At 63.1% G+C, this 17,196-nt stretch carries 19 protein-coding genes and 1 tRNA gene; 5 read left to right on the top strand and 15 right to left on the bottom strand.

Annotated elements, in window-relative coordinates; translation table 11 throughout:
• Window positions 1–69: 69 nt before the first annotated feature.
• A tRNA-Leu gene (locus JOD60_RS02065) sits at window positions 70–156 on the top strand.
• Window positions 157–419: 263 nt separating this feature from the next.
• On the top strand, window positions 420–1,394 hold the full coding sequence (locus JOD60_RS02060; RefSeq protein WP_076691988.1) for an IS481 family transposase: 975 nt from the start codon (window positions 420–422) through the stop codon (window positions 1,392–1,394).
• On the opposite strand, the gene JOD60_RS02055 is transcribed toward JOD60_RS02060, so the two are convergent.
• The 10 genes from JOD60_RS02055 to JOD60_RS02010 form a co-directional block, all read right to left on the bottom strand.
• A complete protein-coding gene (locus tag JOD60_RS02055) occupies window positions 1,350–3,068 on the bottom strand; it encodes a recombinase family protein (RefSeq protein WP_076691987.1) in 1,719 nt (572 codons plus the stop codon). The genes JOD60_RS02060 and JOD60_RS02055 overlap by 45 nt on opposite strands.
• A gap of 621 nt (window positions 3,069–3,689) precedes the next feature.
• Entirely contained in the window at window positions 3,690–4,148 is a 459-nt protein-coding gene (locus tag JOD60_RS02050; protein ID WP_076691986.1) for a hypothetical protein, read from the bottom strand.
• The gene (locus JOD60_RS02045) at window positions 4,145–4,990 is read right to left on the bottom strand and encodes a replication-relaxation family protein (protein WP_084202112.1); all 846 of its coding nucleotides are present in this window, start codon (window positions 4,988–4,990) and stop codon (window positions 4,145–4,147) included. The genes JOD60_RS02050 and JOD60_RS02045 overlap by 4 nt, the downstream gene beginning before the upstream one ends.
• A 169-nt stretch (window positions 4,991–5,159) precedes the next feature.
• On the bottom strand, window positions 5,160–7,298 hold the full coding sequence (locus JOD60_RS02040) for a type IV secretory system conjugative DNA transfer family protein (RefSeq protein ID WP_084202111.1): 2,139 nt from the start codon (window positions 7,296–7,298) through the stop codon (window positions 5,160–5,162).
• Window positions 7,295–7,522 carry a hypothetical protein gene (locus tag JOD60_RS02035; RefSeq protein WP_076691985.1) on the bottom strand — a complete coding sequence of 76 codons (228 nt, stop codon included), beginning with the start codon at window positions 7,520–7,522 and terminating at the stop codon, window positions 7,295–7,297. Before JOD60_RS02035 ends, JOD60_RS02040 begins: the two co-directional genes overlap by 4 nt.
• 10 nt (window positions 7,523–7,532) lie before the next feature.
• Window positions 7,533–7,733: a hypothetical protein gene (locus tag JOD60_RS02030; protein WP_076691984.1), complete on the bottom strand. Its 201-nt coding sequence runs from the start codon at window positions 7,731–7,733 to the stop codon at window positions 7,533–7,535.
• 38 nt (window positions 7,734–7,771) lie between these two features.
• Window positions 7,772–8,416: an MT-A70 family methyltransferase gene (locus tag JOD60_RS02025; RefSeq protein WP_084202110.1), complete on the bottom strand. Its 645-nt coding sequence runs from the start codon at window positions 8,414–8,416 to the stop codon at window positions 7,772–7,774.
• Window positions 8,417–8,612: 196 nt separating this feature from the next.
• Window positions 8,613–9,461: a DNA cytosine methyltransferase gene (locus JOD60_RS02020; RefSeq protein ID WP_076691983.1), complete on the bottom strand. Its 849-nt coding sequence runs from the start codon at window positions 9,459–9,461 to the stop codon at window positions 8,613–8,615.
• 238 nt (window positions 9,462–9,699) lie between these two features.
• Entirely contained in the window at window positions 9,700–9,972 is a 273-nt protein-coding gene (locus tag JOD60_RS02015; RefSeq protein ID WP_076691982.1) for a hypothetical protein, read from the bottom strand.
• Between the two features lies 1 nt (window position 9,973).
• Complete coding sequence (locus JOD60_RS02010) at window positions 9,974–10,279, bottom strand: hypothetical protein (RefSeq protein ID WP_157128023.1); 306 nt, start codon at window positions 10,277–10,279, stop codon at window positions 9,974–9,976.
• 100 nt (window positions 10,280–10,379) lie between these two features.
• Between JOD60_RS02010 and JOD60_RS02005 the strand changes: the two genes are divergently transcribed.
• Window positions 10,380–11,114, top strand: coding sequence for a hypothetical protein (locus tag JOD60_RS02005; RefSeq protein ID WP_076691980.1), 735 nt, complete (start codon window positions 10,380–10,382; stop codon window positions 11,112–11,114).
• An 851-nt stretch (window positions 11,115–11,965) separates the two neighbouring features.
• On the opposite strand, the gene JOD60_RS02000 is transcribed toward JOD60_RS02005, so the two are convergent.
• From JOD60_RS02000 to JOD60_RS01990, 3 genes are all read right to left on the bottom strand, one after another.
• On the bottom strand, window positions 11,966–12,943 hold the full coding sequence (locus tag JOD60_RS02000; RefSeq protein WP_076691979.1) for a Gfo/Idh/MocA family protein: 978 nt from the start codon (window positions 12,941–12,943) through the stop codon (window positions 11,966–11,968).
• A complete protein-coding gene (locus JOD60_RS01995) occupies window positions 12,943–13,599 on the bottom strand; it encodes a hypothetical protein (protein WP_204981585.1) in 657 nt (218 codons plus the stop codon). Before JOD60_RS01995 ends, JOD60_RS02000 begins: the two co-directional genes overlap by 1 nt.
• A 301-nt stretch (window positions 13,600–13,900) precedes the next feature.
• Window positions 13,901–14,551: a class I SAM-dependent methyltransferase gene (locus JOD60_RS01990; protein WP_076691978.1), complete on the bottom strand. Its 651-nt coding sequence runs from the start codon at window positions 14,549–14,551 to the stop codon at window positions 13,901–13,903.
• A gap of 319 nt (window positions 14,552–14,870) precedes the next feature.
• Between JOD60_RS01990 and JOD60_RS01985 the strand changes: the two genes are divergently transcribed.
• Both JOD60_RS01985 and JOD60_RS01980 read left to right on the top strand, forming a co-directional pair.
• Window positions 14,871–15,215, top strand: coding sequence for a ribbon-helix-helix domain-containing protein (locus JOD60_RS01985; protein ID WP_084202107.1), 345 nt, complete (start codon window positions 14,871–14,873; stop codon window positions 15,213–15,215).
• 172 nt (window positions 15,216–15,387) lie between these two features.
• Window positions 15,388–15,885, top strand: coding sequence for a DUF3846 domain-containing protein (locus JOD60_RS01980; RefSeq protein WP_076691977.1), 498 nt, complete (start codon window positions 15,388–15,390; stop codon window positions 15,883–15,885).
• A 109-nt stretch (window positions 15,886–15,994) separates the two neighbouring features.
• Here the strand turns inward: JOD60_RS01980 and JOD60_RS01975 are convergent, their stop codons facing one another.
• A complete protein-coding gene (locus tag JOD60_RS01975) occupies window positions 15,995–16,348 on the bottom strand; it encodes a histone-like nucleoid-structuring protein Lsr2 (protein WP_076691976.1) in 354 nt (117 codons plus the stop codon).
• Between the two features lie 411 nt (window positions 16,349–16,759).
• Window positions 16,760–17,119 (bottom strand): hypothetical protein, encoded by a 360-nt coding sequence (locus JOD60_RS01970; RefSeq protein ID WP_157128021.1) that lies wholly within the window; start codon window positions 17,117–17,119, stop codon window positions 16,760–16,762.
• Between the last annotated feature and the right edge of the window lie 77 nt (window positions 17,120–17,196).

Genomic DNA, 17,196 nt, shown 5'->3' with positions numbered 1-17,196 from the left:
TCGGGACCACGCGCGCGCCGTGATATCCTCGGGAAGTTGAGTCCGTGGGATCTTCGGATGCCGCGGCTCGCGCGAGTGGCGGAATAGGCAGACGCGCTGGCTTCAGGTGCCAGTGCCCGAAAGGGCGTGGGGGTTCAACTCCCCCCTCGCGCACCATAGGAGGCTTACTGCAATCGCCCCGGCTTTGCAGGGCGGTAAGCAGGTCACCTACGGTTCCAACGAAAAGGTCACCCTTCGGGGTGGCCTTTTCTGCTGTTTCCGGGCTTCTGCGGGCCGCTTCCGCACTGGCTACGACTATGGCCGTTTCGAGGCTCTGCCCGGCTTCTAGGTGTACTGACCCGGATCGTTGTTGACGTAGGAGAGACCTCCGTAGTCGAGTTGGAGCTGTCTAGGTTCCCTCGAGTCCACGGAGGTCTCTCGTGTCCCACGCTAATGCCCGGCTGACTCCGGCCGGCAGGTTGATCATGGTCCAGCGCATCGAGTCGGGGCGTGCGGTCGCGCATGTCGCGGCGGAGATGGGGATCTCGCGCACGACTGCGTGGCGGTGGTGGCGTCGGTTCCGGGAACACGGCTCCGCAGGTCTGCAGGATCGTTCCAGCGTCGCCCACTCGCACCCGCGTAGGACGGCGGCATGCGTGGAGACGCGGGTGCGGATCATGCGACACGTCACTCGTCGCGGTCCGGTGTTCATCGCGGGCCGGCTCGGCCTGCAGCCCTCGACGGTGGGGCGGGTGCTGCGCCGCCACCACGTCCCGCTGCTGCGGGAGCTGGACCCGGTCACCGGGACGGTGATCCGCGCGACCCGCCGGACGGGACGGCGCTACGAGCACGACCATCCCGGGTCGTTGATCCACGTCGATGTGAAGAAGCTGGGCCGCATCCCCGCCGGCGGCGGGTGGCGCCTCCACGGCCGCGGTGAACGACCCGCCCGCAAGCGAGGGCTGGGTTACGACTACGTCCACACCGTCATCGACGACCACTCCCGGGTCGCTTACGCGGAGATCCACGATGATGAGAAGGGCACCACCGCGGCCGGTGTTCTCGAGCGGGCGATCGCGTTCTACGCGACCCTCGGAGTGAAGGTCGAGCGGGTGATCAGTGACAACGCGTTCGCATACCGCCACTCGACCGCGTTCCGCGCGGTGATCGAGCAGCACGGCATCAAGCACCGGTTCATCAAACCGCACTGCCCCTGGACCAATGGGAAGGTCGAACGCCTGAACCGGACCCTCGCGACCGAGTGGGCCTACGCGAGACCCTGGACCTCGAACGAGGACCGGGCCTCCGGCTTGACGACCTGGCTCGACCACTACAACCTAGACAGGCGCCACCTCGGCATCGGAGGCATCTCACCCATCGACCGCATCAACAACGGTCGAGGTCAGTACAACTAGGGCCGTCCAGCCGCGTTCAGCGGCCAACAACTCGACCAGCGGTGAATTCAGCTCGTCGCCGACCACCTCGTCATTCACGACGTAGATGCGGTTGAAGAATGCCTGGTTCAGTTGACGACGCATCTCGTCCGATGCGCGGCGGTAGAGTTCCTGGGGGTCGGCGAGTAGCTCGAGGTGGGCGTTGATGTATGCCAGTCCTCCGGACAGGTCGAGTTCGACCGCGTCAAGTTGGGCGGCGAGCTTCGCGCGATCGCGGCCAATCTCATGCAGTTTGACCTTGATGCGGGCGGTCGGCAGCTCACCATCGGCGGCGAGGTCGAGGAGATTCTCTTCCTTGACCGCCAGCTGACGGAGTTGGTTTTCCAGCTGCTTTCGGAGTAGCTGCTGGGCTTTCACTTTGTCGGCAACTGCTGACTCGAGGTTCTCGCGGACCGCTGCGATGAACTCGGTGCTCAAGCGGATGGTCTTGTAGTGAGCCTCGATGGCACGCTCAACGCGCTCCATGTTGGAGTAGGGCGCGTCGCAGACATGGTCTTGGACGCCGCGGCAGAAGAAGTAGGCGTACTCTCCGCCGTTTCGACCGGTGGCGCGCATGATGATCATGCGCTTGATCACGCGGTCTTCGAGGCGGCACCTGCCGCACCAGATGGTGCCCTTCAGGTAGTGGTCATTCTTGATGCGCCGTTCGCCAGATTTGTTCCGTGCGTCGAGGAGTGTTTGGACCTTCTCGAAGAGTTCCGGATCGATCAGAGGTTCATGCCTGCCGTCGTAGGTTTCGCCTTTGTATTCGATTTCGCCGAGGTAGTAGCGATCGCGCAGGAGGCGTTGCACCTTCGAGACCGCAATCGGAGCCGCGGGACGCGCTATGGTGGGGCGTGACCGAAGACCGCGATCAGCGAGCTCCGTGGTGACGTCGTCCAGTGTGTAGGTGCCGGATGCATATAGTTCGAACGCGAGCTTCACGAACGGAGCGCGCTCTTCGTCGACCGCGACCGAACGAATCTCCCTACCGTCGATGCGGTCGAGCGTATTCAGATAGCCGATGGGCGCTCGCCCGAGGGTGCCGCCATTCCTGGCCTTCTGGCCCATCTTGTAGGCGATGTCCGCCCCGTCGGCGGCGGACCGGTACTGGTTGAAGGTCGCCAGGATGCCATGCATGAGCTGGCCTTCAGGGGTGCTGTCGATCTGCTCGGTTGCGGAGATCAGCGTCACGCCACGCTTCTTGAGGTCGGCCATGACGATCGCGTCGTCCAGGCGGTTGCGCGCAAATCTCGACAGTTTGTGCACGATGACGTAGTCGACGTCCCGCTCTCGCCGAATCCGCTCAAGCATTTGTTGGAATGCGACGCGCTTGGTCATCTCGGTCGCTGAACGTCCTGGCTCGACGTACTCGCCGACGACGACCAGGCCGAGCTGGTCAGCCTTACGCGCGCACGCAGCACGCTGCGCCGGAATCGAAAGCCCCTCTGGGTCGTAGTCCGTGTTGAGCTGGCCCTTACTGGACACGCGCACATAGACCACGGCGCGGCTTCCGCGCGGTGCGTCTGTTGTCGTGAGCGAGCGGACTTCATCAGAGTCCTCGTACTCATCGTCTCGGGTGACGGGTGCGATGTAGCGCAGCGGTGGTGGGGCATTGTCGAAGACTTGGTGGTTGGTTGCTTGGCGCGGGTTCATTGGCTCCCTCCTTCGGTTAGGTCCTCCGCATTAACGCTCGATTGGGCTTGAAAGTCGAGGGCTTCGACATCGTTGATTGACACTTCGGAACTCCCCACCCCCGTCGCGCTATCGATGTATTTTTCGCATCGATGAGGCGCAACTTTGCCTCCGTCGCCGAGTGAGTGTGTCTGTTGGGCGCGGGCTTCAGCTTCGAGACGAGCCTGTTCTAGACCGGCGGCAACCAGGACCTTGGCGAGGTGTTCTGGCCGCAGGTGGTGATTGAGTTCGGAGAACACCCATACCCGGCGCCCCTGCGTCTTGCGGTAGCGCCGCCGACTTCGTCTATCCGTCATGAGGCACTCCGTTGTGATGAGCCGACGGGCGGCAGAAGGCAATCGTTGGGGGACGACGCGCCGATGAGGTGATGAGGCGCGGCGCGAAGGAAGGAATCGTCGCCCGCTTCACGTCAGTGCCCGAGAGGGGTTCCAGCCTCTCGGCGGGCTGATTAGTTGATGTGGTCATAGTCGCCTCCTTTCGTCGGATCAGCAGGCCCAGTCGGTGCCTCCGGTCTTTGGTTGTCGTTCTTCTCTTGTTGGGTGCGCTTGTGTCCACTTCCACGCGACGGCGGGATGGAAGTCGTTACTTCTGGAAGATGTGCCACCAGCCGTCGAGGTGGACGGCGTCGTAGGTCTCCAGGATCTGGGCGTCGATCGCACCTCGGTTCCAGACGAGATGGTCGGCGGTGATGCCTTGCTCGGTCATGACGTTCTTCACGGCGTCGAGCCAACCGAGGTTTTCCAGGACGACGGTGCGGAACTGGTCGAAGTGTTGCCAGGCGTCGAGGTAGCTGTCGTAGAAGGTGTCAATGATGTTCTCGGCGGCCAGGTTGGTGTCATGGAGCATCAGGTAGGCGGCGAACGCGGCGCCGTTCTGTTCGACGCCACTCAGGATGCGGAGGGCGTCGTCGGGGTCTTTCAGTTGGGCGAGGGAGTGTTCGACGGACGCTACTGCTTCCGGCCCGAACGGCGGGTTGCTGTGTGGGCGCCAGGGCTCGTTCTCGGGTTCCCGCTGGTGTGGTGGGGGTGCTTCGGGGCTCATGGGTTCCTCCCTTCGACTGCTGCGGTGTCGGCGTCGTCTCGGATGGTCGATTCGAGTTGGTCCGGCGTGATGACGGTGAATAGCCGGTCTGGCAGGTCCTTGTTCGTGTGGATGGCGGTGGTGAGGCGCTGCACGCGCCGCTGTGTGGGCACGACCCAGAGGACTCGGGGGAACACGCCGTGCTCGGCTTTGGCGCGGCCGGTGGCCTTATAGGCGGCGTAGGTGCGGCATTTGGCGAGGAGAACGGGGAGGTGTTCGGTGCCGCGGTCGACTTCGATGTACCAGTGGTCGTCGTAGGTTTCCGTCGATACCTTCACGTAGAGGTCGGGCTTGAGGATGGCGGTGGTGCCGTGCCGGGTGAGGAAGCTGCGCCACGCGGCGGTCTCTACGGCGATGCTGCTGAGGTGCGCGTCCCCACCGCGGGTGAGTTCGTGCAGCGCGACGACGGTCTCGGTGACCTGCAGGGTGTGGTCGAGGTATGCGAGGGCGGGTTCGGTGTAGCGGCGTCGTGGTGTGTTTTGTCCGCGGGTGAGGCGTTCGCCGGCGGAGTCGAGGTGCCAGATGTAGGCCGCGGAGCCGCGGGTGGATCCGCCGATCTTCCGCTCCATTCGGGTGATGAGTCGGAGCGTCAAGAGCCGGTCGAGGACGCGGACGGTGGCGCGCGTGGCGGCGCTGGGGGTGGCGTGGTCGGTGAAGAAGACTCGCTGCAGGTGGGCGGTGGAGGCGTAGCGCTGGGCGCTGAGGAAGCGCAGGACGGCGAGGTCTCGGCTTGAGAGCCGCTTCAGGAGGGCGGCGATCTGGTTTCCGCTGATGCGCGTCGCGGGTATGGAGTGTTCGCTCATCTGCGCGTCTCCCTCTCGGCCCTCGCGACGAGCGAGAGGGGTCCCGCCAAGGGCGGGACAGTCCCCTCCCTTACGCGGCGAAAGGTACCGTCGTTACGCGGGGTGCTCGGCTGGTTTCTGCTATCGAACGGTCGGGCGACCGGACACGTTCTCTTCTCTTGCAAGTCACTCATTTCGGGCTCCGTTTCTGGCGGCCGATGGGTTCGTCATCATCTGTGAGGTCGCCGCTCGGCGCGGCGCTCGATGATGCGGGTGACGTCGAGGCCATGGGGTGGGGGCCGTAGCGGGCCTGGGCTTCGGCGATGATCGCGTCGGCCGAAGAGATGGCCTTCGGTGGTGGCAGGACGCGGGCGGAGAACCAGCCGGTGCGAGTGCCTGTGTTCTGGAGGCTGGCGTAGATCTCGTACGGCGGGAGGCGGGTGAAGTCCTCGGCGTCGAGGCCGGTCGTGCGGGCGGCTGTTTTCGCTTCGTCGTCTTCGAGGCCGAAGATGATCTTGTTTCTCGCGTTGGCGTCGATGGCTTTGAGGAGCTTGTCGGGCATCTGTGCGCGGTGTTGGTGGGCGAGGTGCCAGGCGGCTCCGAGTGAGCGCGATTGTTCGAGGGCTTCGGCGAGGTCGCCGAGGTGGAGGAAGTTCTGCGCCTCGTCGATGTAGATGCTGACCGGTTTCCGCTTATCTGCGGGGACGGCGGCGCGGGCGAGGATGAGTTGCCATAGCTGGGCGACGACGAGGGAGCCGAGCAGGCTCGCCGTCTGCGTGCCGAGGAGTCCCTTGTTGAGGCTGACCACCAGGATCCGCGGCTTCACGAACAGGTCTTCGAGCTGGAACGCCGGGGTGGTTTGTTCGAGGACAGCGCGGACGCCGGGGCGCAGGAGGAACTGGCGGAGCCGGGTCATGACCGGGCCGATGGCGGCCGCTTGCTGGCCCGGACTCTTCTGCTCGTATTGGGCCCAGAACTGCAAGAGCGACGGTTCGGTGATGGTCGCGACGACCCTTCTCCGGTAGCGGTCGTCGGTGAGCAGCCTTGGGAGTGCGGCGAGGGAGGCGTCGGGGGCGTAGGTCAGGGTGAGGAAGGAGGCGTGGAGGGTGTCGGCGGTGAGCGGGCCGAAGGCGTTCGGGAAGAGTCCGCGGAAGAGATCGAGCATGATCTCCGCCACCAACGCGCGGTGGTCATCGCCGTCGGGTCCGGCGAGCCCGGCGAACGGGTTGATGCCCGCCGGGCGCTCGAGGGACGGGTCGATAATCGCGACGTCACTCGTCCGGCGCTCGGGGATGAGGGCGAGGATGTCCATGGCGAGGTCGCGCTTCGGGTCGACTACGACGACCGACCGGCCAGCGTCGATGTCGGCCTTTATGAGGTGCAGCATCAGGGTGCTCTTGCCTGCCCCGGTCGGTCCATACAGGTGGGTGTGGCGCAGGGCGTCGGTGATCGCGATCCCGACGGGGACGCTGTTGCCGGGGGACGTCGACGTCGCGAAGGTCCGACCCTTCGGCGGCGTGTAAGTCTTCGGCGGCGGCAGAAGTGCTGGGTGCCGGTTCGGTAGACCCGGGAGGTCGTCGTCGCCGATCGGCCACGCCAGCAGGGGGAGCAGTTCCTCCGGGGTGAGGCGCAGCGGCTGACGCAGTGGGACGAGGCCGGCGTCGAGGTTGGCGGGGTTCTTGGTGGTGAGGGAGATCTTCACGCCGCTGGACTGCAGAGTCCGTATGGCAGCGAGCAGCCCGTGGATGAGCAGACGCCTGCGTACGGTTGAGGGGCTGGTGACGCCGATGCGCACGACGGTGCGGAACCGGTACTGGGCGAGCTTGTCCTGCATGCGCGCGTGCATGCTCCGCTCCGCCGGCTTCGGCCCGCTCAGGAGCACCTTCCCGAGGGACGCGCTCGGATCGGGGGTGCTGGTCGGGAGGAGCTCGGGGGCGAGGGCGCGGCCGAGCACGACTTGGAGGACGAGGGTGTCGTCCTTGCCGGTGGCGCCGGAGAGGGCAGCCAGGACGGCGCGCAGTGTTTCGGTGCGGGCGTCGAGGGCGAGGTTCAGGTACCGGCCGCGCATCTGCACCCTGCCCGCCCGTTCTGCCTCGCGGCGGGGATCCGGTGTCGTGACGGCGACGTTCGGCATGAGGCGACGCAGCGTGGAGAGCGTCGCGGACAGGTCGGTCGGGTCCGCGCCGACGAGGTAGCGGGTGCGCCCGGCCTCGGTACGGATCTCCCAGACGACGCCGCCTCGCCCTTCGGTTGCGGCCAGAGCGCGGAGAAACCCGAGGGCGTGGGCTTCGTCGACCGCGGACAAGTGGAGTTCACGCCACGTCGTCATGAGGCGTTCCCTTCCGTCTCCGAGGTCGACGGCGTCACCGCGCCGTCGACGGACTTCTCGGGCGTGGACGATGCGTCGCGATGGGCGCGTTCTTGCATGGCGGCGTGCTCCAGGAGCGCGCGGGCGAGCTTGTCGTAGTCCGGGTGCTCACGGCGTTCCCCACGGACGCGGATGCGGTACTCGCGCCGGCGCCTGCCCCGACCGCGGCGGGTCGGGCCGCTCATCGGCCGCCTCCTACCGAAACCACCGGTCGCGGCGTCCGCGCAGCACGATCACGACCACCGTCACGATCGCGGCGATGAGCAGGATCAGGAGCAGCCAGCCCCAGATCTGCTGCAGCAGCCACACGGCGAGCCACAGCAGGAAGGCGGCGAACGCGACGGTCGCACAGACGGACACGAGCCGCTGTAGGACGGTCTTCTCGGATGAGGACATGAGGAACCTCCGAAGGGATCAGGGGGAGTTGGATCAGGTCAGGCATGGTCGACCTCCGAACGCGGACCGGCCGTGCGGGGCGGGAGCGCGTCGCTGGGGACGGGGTAGCCGGGGATGGAGATGTCGGATTCGACTTCGTTGCCCCAGATGTCCCACCCCTGCATGGGGCGGCGGGCAAAGAGCTCGACGTACGGGCCGGGGCTGAGGCGCTCGATCATGACATGGACCTCCTCTGGCTTATGACTGTGAGACTGGCGGGGCAGCATCGTGAAGGAGCGTTGCCCACGGAACTTGACCGGGAGCTTCCCCTTCACGCCGAGCAGGAGGGTTTCGTGAGCGTGGCGGAAGTACTGGCCCAGGCCCATCTGGTCTTTCCCCCAGACGAACTCGTCCTTGAACTCGAACCCCCACTCGCGCATGACGTCCTCCGCCACATACCGGGTCGACGGGTAGCACCAGAGGTAGAGGTGCGCATTGTCGTCGGCGAGCTCGGCGACGGGCATCGCCTTGATGCGCTCGAGGCTCATGAGGTCGTAATGGGTGGCGGCGCCGTACTTTCCCTTCTGGCCGGCCTGCCAGGGCGGGTCGGCAAGGATTGTCCGGTAGCGGCGGATGCAGTCCGGTGGTGAGCCCTCGGGGTCCTTCTCTGGGATCTCGGGGACGTTGGTGTTGGTGGTGTGCATGTGTGTGCTCCTTCCCGCAGCGGTCTTAGCCCGCTGGGTTGACGAATATCGCGGTCGTGCGGGGCTGCCTCCCTGGTTATGCGCTCTCAGGCCGGTTTCAGCAACCGTCCAATCGCGCACGGCACAGGCAGCGACGGCAGGCTTCTTGAGGTGGGGTGTGGACAAGTCCGGTGGGTGTTGCAAAAATCACACGGCTTCATCCACAGCTCGACAGAGCGGCGACGACGCTGCGGGCAACGGCCGCCGCGACCGGCACGGCGACCGCGTTTCCGAGCTGCTTACGTGCCTGCGCCTCAGAGACCGGGAAGGTGAACCCGTCCGGGAAGCCCTGCAGCCGACACATCTGCTCGATGCTCAGGTAGCGGGGCTCGCCGTCGACGAGGTACCCGTCGAAGCAGTGCGGGTCGCTGAGCGGTCGGCGGTGCCAGGAGGCCATCAAGGTCCGCCCGATGACGCGGTCGACCTTCCCGCCGAACAGATCGCTCATGGTGAACTCGAGCGGCACCGGCTCAGGGAACGAGAACTCCGTCGACGGATCACGGAACCCAACCATGTAGACCCGAGGCCTCGCCTGGGGGAGGCCGTAGTCCGACGCGCGCAGCACCTTCCAGTGGAACGAGTAGCCGAGGTCACGGGTCAAGATCCGCTGGATGCGGGTGAAGGAGTGCCGCTGGTCCTTGTGCGTGAGCCCACGGACGTTCTCCAACACGAACGCCCCCGGCTGCTTCGCGTCGATGATGCGGGCGATGTCGAAGAACAACGTGCCCCGCGCATCGGCGAACCCACGCCGCAGACCGGCGTTGGAGAACGGCTGACACGGGAACCCGCCAGCCACCACATCGACGTCCGGGACATCGGCCGTGTCGACGGTGCGGATGTCGCCGGCGAACTGGCTCGTATCGAACAACCCCGGCGTGCGGGAGCGGAAGTTGGCCTCGTAGGTGGTGCGGGCGTGGCGGTCGTTCTCGGACGCAAACACCACCTCCCCACCCGCCTGCTCGAACGCGAGGTGGAACCCGCCGATACCGGCGAACAGATCCGCCACCCGAACCGGCGGGCGAGTGCCCACCGGCCGCGACCCGATGCGCGGCCTCCGTGGGGTGGGTGCGACGGTATCCGGGCGGAGAGGTGGACGTGAGAGAGTGACGCGGCGACGAGCGCCACGAGTGATGACAGCAGACATGGATGCCTCCAGGCAGAAGAGGAAGAAAAGGAGTGGGAAGGGGCCGGGGCGGTGCGCTGCAGTCGCGGTGCTGGTGTGCACCGCCCCGGCCGGCCTGAGCTCAGGCGTCCGGAAGTTGGCCCGAAGCGCGGTAGGACTCGCGGATGAGCGCCTTACGGGCCTCGTGGGCTTCCATCCCGAGCGCATCGGCGAGGCCCAGGATGGTGCCGCGCAGCTCCGCCTGCGTCCGGTCGAGCTCCGCCTCGATCGCGGCACGCTTACGGGCCCGGTAACGCTCATACAGGTTCATGAGCCATCCCGCGGCGTACGTGACGCCTTTGATGATCCAGCCGACCAGCAGGATCGGCAGGGAGAGGAGTGCGAGCGCGGCCATGTCAGTGCCACCGCCGGATCGCTGCGGCCGCGCCGAGCGTGTAGCTGTCCACGATCTCCCGATAGCGGGCCTCCCCGAGCGGGGCGATCGTGATGAGATGCTGCTCCATCGCCGTCAGTGCACCGATGTGCTCCAACGCGACGTTGCTGAGTAGCGCGCGCCCGTCCTCGGTGAGCTTCGCGACAACCGCACGTCGCTGGATCTGCTCGACCTCACGGCGCGTCTGCCGCTGGATACCCAGCGACATCGACCCCAGTCGCGTGGGACCCGTCAAGCTCCCGGATGGGAGCAGCTCAGTGGTGGTCATGATGATCCTCCGTTCGTGGTTCAGAGATCCGGTCGGATCTCTGGAATCATCGAATCGGAGGGCGATGTTCACGGTCGTGACAAGAAAGTGACACCCGCTGATGGAAGCTGAGACGCTAAAGGATCGCGTGCTCGCCGAGCTACTCGCGCTCAGGAAGATGAGTTCGGGTGTCACCGTTGATGCGCTCGCGGGCACCCGAGTGATTTGTGACCTTCTCGGCGGTGGGGATCCGTTTGTCGCCTATACGCGTCTGTGTCACGAGATCCTTGACTCAGATCTTGGCCTTGCCGTCAAAGCGGCAGCGGCCTCGCTTGGTCTGCTCGCCGAGGGAGACACGCATCTCAAGCGGCTCGATGCGTTCGGTGCGGATATCGGTATGGAGCAACGTCAAGTGCGGCGCTACTCAGACCGAGGTGTGCGACTACTCGCGCGGCTGATCGCGAGCAACTGGCCCACCGAAACTGTGCCCAGCCTCACGGTCATCGCGGTTCGCGGTCAGGGCAAGTGGGAGCTGCATCTCGCGTCTGGCCGACTGCAGGTGATTCAGATGCGGCCAGTCCTCATCACCGCCCTTCGAGGGGACTTGCAAGACGAGCTCCCACTTCAGTGGACTGTGAATGATCAGGAAGTATGGCAGTTCGCGCACACTGCCGAGTCCATATCCGTGCCAGACGACGCTGTCGAGACGTCACTTGTGATTGTCTGGCGTGGAGAGCTCTGGCCCAAGTTCAACGTGCGTTGGCAAGGAACCAGCGCCGATGTGACGAGCGAGTCGCTTGGTAACAAGCTGGTTCTACGACTTGTGCCTTCAAAGCATCGAGCGCTTCCGGAATGATGCGAGTTGCGGCGCGAGTCACCTGCGCGTCATCACCAAATTGAAACCGGGTCGCCCGTAGGGGCGACCCGGTCGAGGGGACAGGCCCGCTCGCCTAAAGTCTCGGCGGCAGTTCTGTTGCGATCGTGAGCGGTAAGGGACAGATCTCCAACTTGACGATGTCCGCGAGGTGGTAATCGCGAGCATAGTCGTGATGAATCCTGATTCTTACCCGGAACGGACCTCCCAGATAAATCCGGTATCGGACGTTATCGGCAAGACTAACGCGGGGATCCCAGATCGGGACCCACGCCACCATGCTTTCTCTTAAATGTCCGAGCAGAAGCCCGTTAAACGTCCGTGTGCTCATTCTCCACCGCCGTATTCGCGACAGTTGCATCTCGCCTTCGACTGCGCGTCGATGATCTGCGGTGCTTAGCCAGTACGCCTCCACGGTCGACCTCAGCAGTAGTGACCTCATTCGAGCCGAAAGGAAGGCGATATCCACTTCAAGTCGCTGACCGGACTCGCCTTGTCTTAGCAGCACCCGTTGCCCCCCAGCGAGTGTGACGCTTAGGCCAAGCTCAACGTTCTCGTCCGGAGCGAAGAAATTCAAGCACACCTGATCTGCGTGCATTGTCCCGTCCTTCCCATTCACAGTGCAGCGCACCTTCCTGCACCTTGCAGGGCCCCTCACTTCGCAGACGAAGATGAAGAACCCCACAAGCTGCTTGCGGCGGGACCGGAAACGGGGACGCGTTGGCTAGACGAGATGCCTCGCGACAACTGGCATCCACAAGCCCTGGGGAGTCAACGTCGACAAAGACGTAACATCAACCCTCACTCACTTCTACTACTAATCGCTTCTAAAGTCAAGCAATATTCACGCCGCTTTGCTTTGAAATTTGATCAATTAGCTCTAGTCCCATCAAAGCGCGATCCACCGATGCGGCGAGCTCGTTGCTCGCTACTCCGCTCTCCACGGACTGCAGAAAGACCGTCAGCTCATTCACATAGCCGCCTAGATCCCAGTCGTCATGAAGGGTGGAGGGGCGCCAGACTGACTGGTAGCGGTCTCCGCTCGATTCCTCTTCATAGTCGACATATCTCAGTCCTCGCGAGGAGACTCGCTTCCTTTCGGATCCAACGAGCGAGATATCTAGTGAAAATCTCGGAGCGGCATTGGTTACGTGCAGATTGAGTACCCCTCCTGACCCGCCTAGTGTAGCGACGAGAGCATGATTTCCATTGCCCAAGGTGTGCATATTGGCGTGCTCAATCCGAGTTTCTGCTCCAAGAATAAGAGTTGCAATGTCGAGCGCGTGCGTTGCATGCGAGAGAAGAAAAGAGTATCGGTCGCCCACTAGGCCCCACCTTGCACCGTTGGGCTTGCTTGCGTGAAACGAGAGGGAGCCGATCGTGAAATCACCGAATGTGGATCCATCTGCCCACCGCTTCAATTGCATGATCGCCGGACTAAAGCTGAAATTGTGCCCGACGCCTACAATATGACCGTTACGAGTGGCGTCGCGGAACCGTTGGGAGTCTTCTACCGAGACCGCCATAGGCTTTTCGACGAAAACAGGCTTGCCGGCAACAAGGCATTCGTCCAGTACCAATGAGTTTAGCTGAGGGGTAGCGGCGACGATCACCGCATCCACGTCCCCGGCGTGTACTACGTCGCGATAGGTATCAACGATGCGTATGCTTTGCGCAGCTTCTAGGGCGCTTCGATTCTCGGGATCGCAACCCACCCGAACTACTGACGCCTGAGTTCCCGCCAAGGCCGGAATTAAAGCCTCCCGGACATGCTCACCGAATCCGACTATGCCGATCCTGGTCGCCGTCATTATTCCTGCTCGGCTTTCGTGATTCCTAAATTTGGTTCTTCAACATCGCGGCGATGAAGGACGTGAATCCACTCTTGAACCGAGCTGTAGATCATGGGGTCCATCGAAAACGCCGGGCCTCGGAACTCGCCACTCACGGTCTGAACGACTCGTTTGCCCCCAATCGTCGCGGGTTTTCGGCGCTGAGTTGTGTAGGTGGAGAGCAAAATCAGGTTGTCGTCGAAGCGCGCGGAGCAAATCCATCTGAGGTCGGTCACGTAATGGTGATTGACGCGACCTTTGTCGACCTCAATCTGAAGACTCTCGGCGAGGCTGATGGTTGCCTCGATTTCGGACACTTGACTCGCGAGGTCCTTACCGGTGCGCCGCGCTATTACTTCCAGGTTCCTGGTGGAGACCTCGTTTATCTCGGAGCTTTGTGCGCCGTTAGGAATTCGGGGAAGTATCAGTGTCAATGTTCCATCATTTGCGAAGAACTGTTTCCACGCTTTCGCTCGCGGCGATTCCGCCCAGCCGGCCTTCAGTTTACCCGCTGCGTCTTTCTCGTCAGGTCCGGTGAAGAGCCCGTCCCACCCGTGAACGCTCACCTCAATGAGGCTCGCTGTTCGTATCTCGCGATTCCAAGGGAAATCGTCGACTCGTGAGTACTCGTCCACATTCCGTATATATCGCGCCGCAATGAGGAAGGCGACTATGGTCCAGATCGCTGTCGCGGTGAGTCCAACTAAAAGGTCTGCGTAGAAGCCTTGCGCGCCACCAACAGGCTGTGAGCTTTCGCCACTGCCTGCAGGTGGACTGTTCCAGGGCTGGACGTACACGAGCCAGGCGAAAACCCATAGTGCTCCGGCTAAGAGGACTAGTGCCACCAACATCGCCCAGTATCGGCGAAATATTCCGCGTGCTCGACGAGTAAATCGCCGTTGCGACACCGTGAGTCGTGGGGGCATCACAGGTCTCCTAGTCTCGAGTGCAGATGAGGTTCATCCAGTTCTTATTGTTACGTCGGTCGGTGTTGCGCCATTCGCAAACTATTGACAAACCTGCTTGCTTGGCTAGCTCATGCCATTCACCCGGCGTCCATCGGCTCCGGAATCGCGCAGGCGAGCCTTCATAATCGGACTTGTTCTCGAATCCTTCGCTAGGGGTCTGGTGGGCCGTCGTTGCGATATAGATGATTCCGTCGTTCACGAGAAATGAAGTTAGGTGATTGAGAACGTTGAAGGCGTCCACCTTCGGGTACAGGTGAAGAAACGCCTTCGCAAAAACGATGTCAAAGGATTCGCGCCTCTCAATTTCCATGACATCACCCTCAAGCACTTGCGCGGCCGGAGCGTTCTCCTGGGCAATCGTGACCATCTCGGGCGATATGTCAATGCCGGTCACCACGCAACCTTCGTTGGCAAACATTCTCAGGTTTACCCCCGCACCGCAACCGACATCCAGCAACCGTGGCGTACCTTCATGACGGCTACGCCATGCGCTCATCACAGCCGCGACGATCGGAACGTCATTGATTGCGTCGCTAACAGCTCGTGTCTCATACTGCTGTGCGACCCGGTCGTACGCCATCCGGTTCAGCAGCGGCAACTCTGTAACGTCGACCCGCATTTCGCTCCAATGATCCGGGCTCAGGATACATCTCTCGTTGCGACGCTGGCGACCGCTGGCGAGGGGGCGTGGAGGATGTGTAGAGCGATTCATCGCGGACGTACTCGTCCTAGGACCAGTCCTCTTCGCCGCTTCTTGTAAGCACATGCCAGGGCGGCTCTGTGCGCGCAGTGTCGCCATCCGGTCTCCCATCGGACGGTTGTCGTTCGGTGGTCATCCTCGTTCACTGGAAGGGTAGCCATGCTCGTTGCCGGTCTGCGGTCTCGTAGAGAACCAGAAGAGTTCTCGGCCGCACCCGTCAAGGAGGTGACCCGCCCACATGAGCGAGTCCAACGTCAACACCCCACCGGCCACTGCTGCGTCCGCCAACGGACTCGGCTACGGCCCGATCAAACCCCTCGCGGTCAGACTCAACGAGTCCACCCGTACGCAGCTGGACATCATCGCTCAACTGCGTGATCGCAATGTCACCGACGAGGTCCGCCTCGCTATCGACGCCTGGATCGAGCTCGCCAAGGCAGATCCTGCTCTGCAGCGGCTGGCCGAGGCGGCTCGTGAAGAGATCGAACGCGAGGCTGCCGGCAAGCGTGACGCGATCGCCGCCATCTTCGACGCCGCTCCGGCGACGAAGACCACGCGGTCCGCGAAACCAGTCAGCGGCTGACGCCCACCTTGCGGGCGACCGGTCGGGATAGAGCCGTCCTTACGGACGTTGCTCTCCCGCCGGTCGCCCGCGCACCACTCTTCATCTTCATAACACCGTCTCGTTCGCATTCAGCGGTTCAGACAGAGAGCATTCCTCGCTCTCTGGCCGCATGTGTGAAGGAGGACATCTCATGGTGCACGGCATCATCATCCCGGCATCCGACTCGGAGCCATTGGTCGGCGTTGAGTTCGCGAAGCTCGAGGACTACCAGCGCGTGGTCGGCGGCTGGATCGAAGCGGTCGACATCCCGAGCATCGACGCGACAATGTACGTCAACGAGGAAGGACTGCTTCGTGCACTGCCATTCAACCGACGTGCGACGTTCCTCTGGTGGTTTCATGTGCCCGCGAGCCGTGGCCACGCTCAACTTGACGGCAATGCGGTACTGGTCGGGGGAGTGAACTCCGCCGGCCATAGCACCGACCTTTCACCTGCGGTCTCGAAGCTGCTCCTCGGCGCCGGAGAATGCAACGTCAGTACCCGCGAGCCGGATAGCAAGCGGTGGCGATCCGAGCCGGATGTGCACGAGGACTATCTCGAAGCGATCATCTGGGCCACGTTGCTTCAGGAGTACGCGCCCGGTTTACAGGTCCGCGTCACTCCCACCAGTGACAGTCAGAGCGAGTAGCCACCTCCGCACAGCGGTGGGCGCCGGCGAGAAGTCATTCTCTGCCAGCGCCCACCGCTTTTCACTTCTTGCACATCGGCCCTTTCGCCGTCGGTGCAGCCCGTGCTGATTACTGCGCGGCGGCGTACGCCTCAAGCACCGCGGCGGGAACACGTCCACGCTCGCTGACCGTGTGGCCATTGGCGCGTGCCCACTCGCGAACGGCCGCGAGATCGACACCTGAAGCCTTGCGGGCCGAACGTGAAGTGCCACGACGCGCACCAGCGGCGGGTGCGCTGGAGGAAGGGCGTGCGGCGTCGATGAACGGCGCGAGGGCCTTCTCGAGCTTGGCGAGGTTCGCGTCGGAAAGGTCGATGTCATAGGACTTCTTGCCCAGCGCGAAACTCACCGTCCCGCCCTTGCCGTCCTTGATGGGGGTACCGTCGAGATCGTCAACAAGTTCGACGATGACTTTCTGTGCCATGAGGGGTGCTTCTCTCAGAGTTAGTTCGGTGATAGGTAGTCGGGTCCACCTGTTTCGTAGCCACTGTAGTCACACATGCAGGAGATATGTCGGAAGTAGTAGCACGCTTGACAATTGAATCAAAGCCTGATCGGGCTGAGGGGCTCTTCAGGAGGTTATGCCGGGTCTCAGATAGGCGGGGTCATCTGCTAAGTCACGCGCTCGTTGACGCTTTTTTGAGCGACTGCGATGTCGCGGCCAAGGTGGAAACGCGCGACACGCGAGCGCTACTTCGTCTCTCCAGAGTGCGGCAAATTCGAGTGAGCTCACGATGACTCATACTCCGGAGTGGAGCAAGCAATGTTCGCCTGATCGCAGCGGGCCACCTCGCAGTAGAAGGTGGTCTTGCGAGCCCCAATAAGACCGGCGATCTTAGTCCGACGACTTCTTCCCGCATGCAGAGGTTGCCAGGATATTGATCCGTGGACCTGAGGCTGGATCCGACGCATCGGTCACTGAAGCGCCCACATGCTTTTCGGAGTCTGTGACGTCGACGTACGTTGCGGAACGGGGAAGAGATCCTTTCGTCACCGCCCATTGAGCTCCCGCGCTCGCTGGAAGAGCTTCGATAAGCTTCGCGATATCAGTGGATTCGCGGAATGTGATGTCCCACTGGCCGGTGTACATGTAGCCTGCGTTGGAAGAGTCGCCCGTCTTGCAGGCATACGGCTCGCCGTCTGGGCGTTGGACAACGACCGCATCGCTCGGGAAAGTGGCGATGATCTCACCCACGGCAGACAGGGTGTCGTCGCGGACCTCGTCGTAAGACCGAGTTACGGTCACTGTCGAACACCCTCCAACTGCCAGCA

The organism is Microbacterium aurum, from assembly GCF_016907815.1.
In the GTDB taxonomy this organism is placed as follows: domain Bacteria; phylum Actinomycetota; class Actinomycetes; order Actinomycetales; family Microbacteriaceae; genus Microbacterium; species Microbacterium aurum.
The sequence above is the reverse complement of the archived record's forward strand: the minus strand, read 5'-3'. Positions and strand labels throughout refer to the sequence as shown.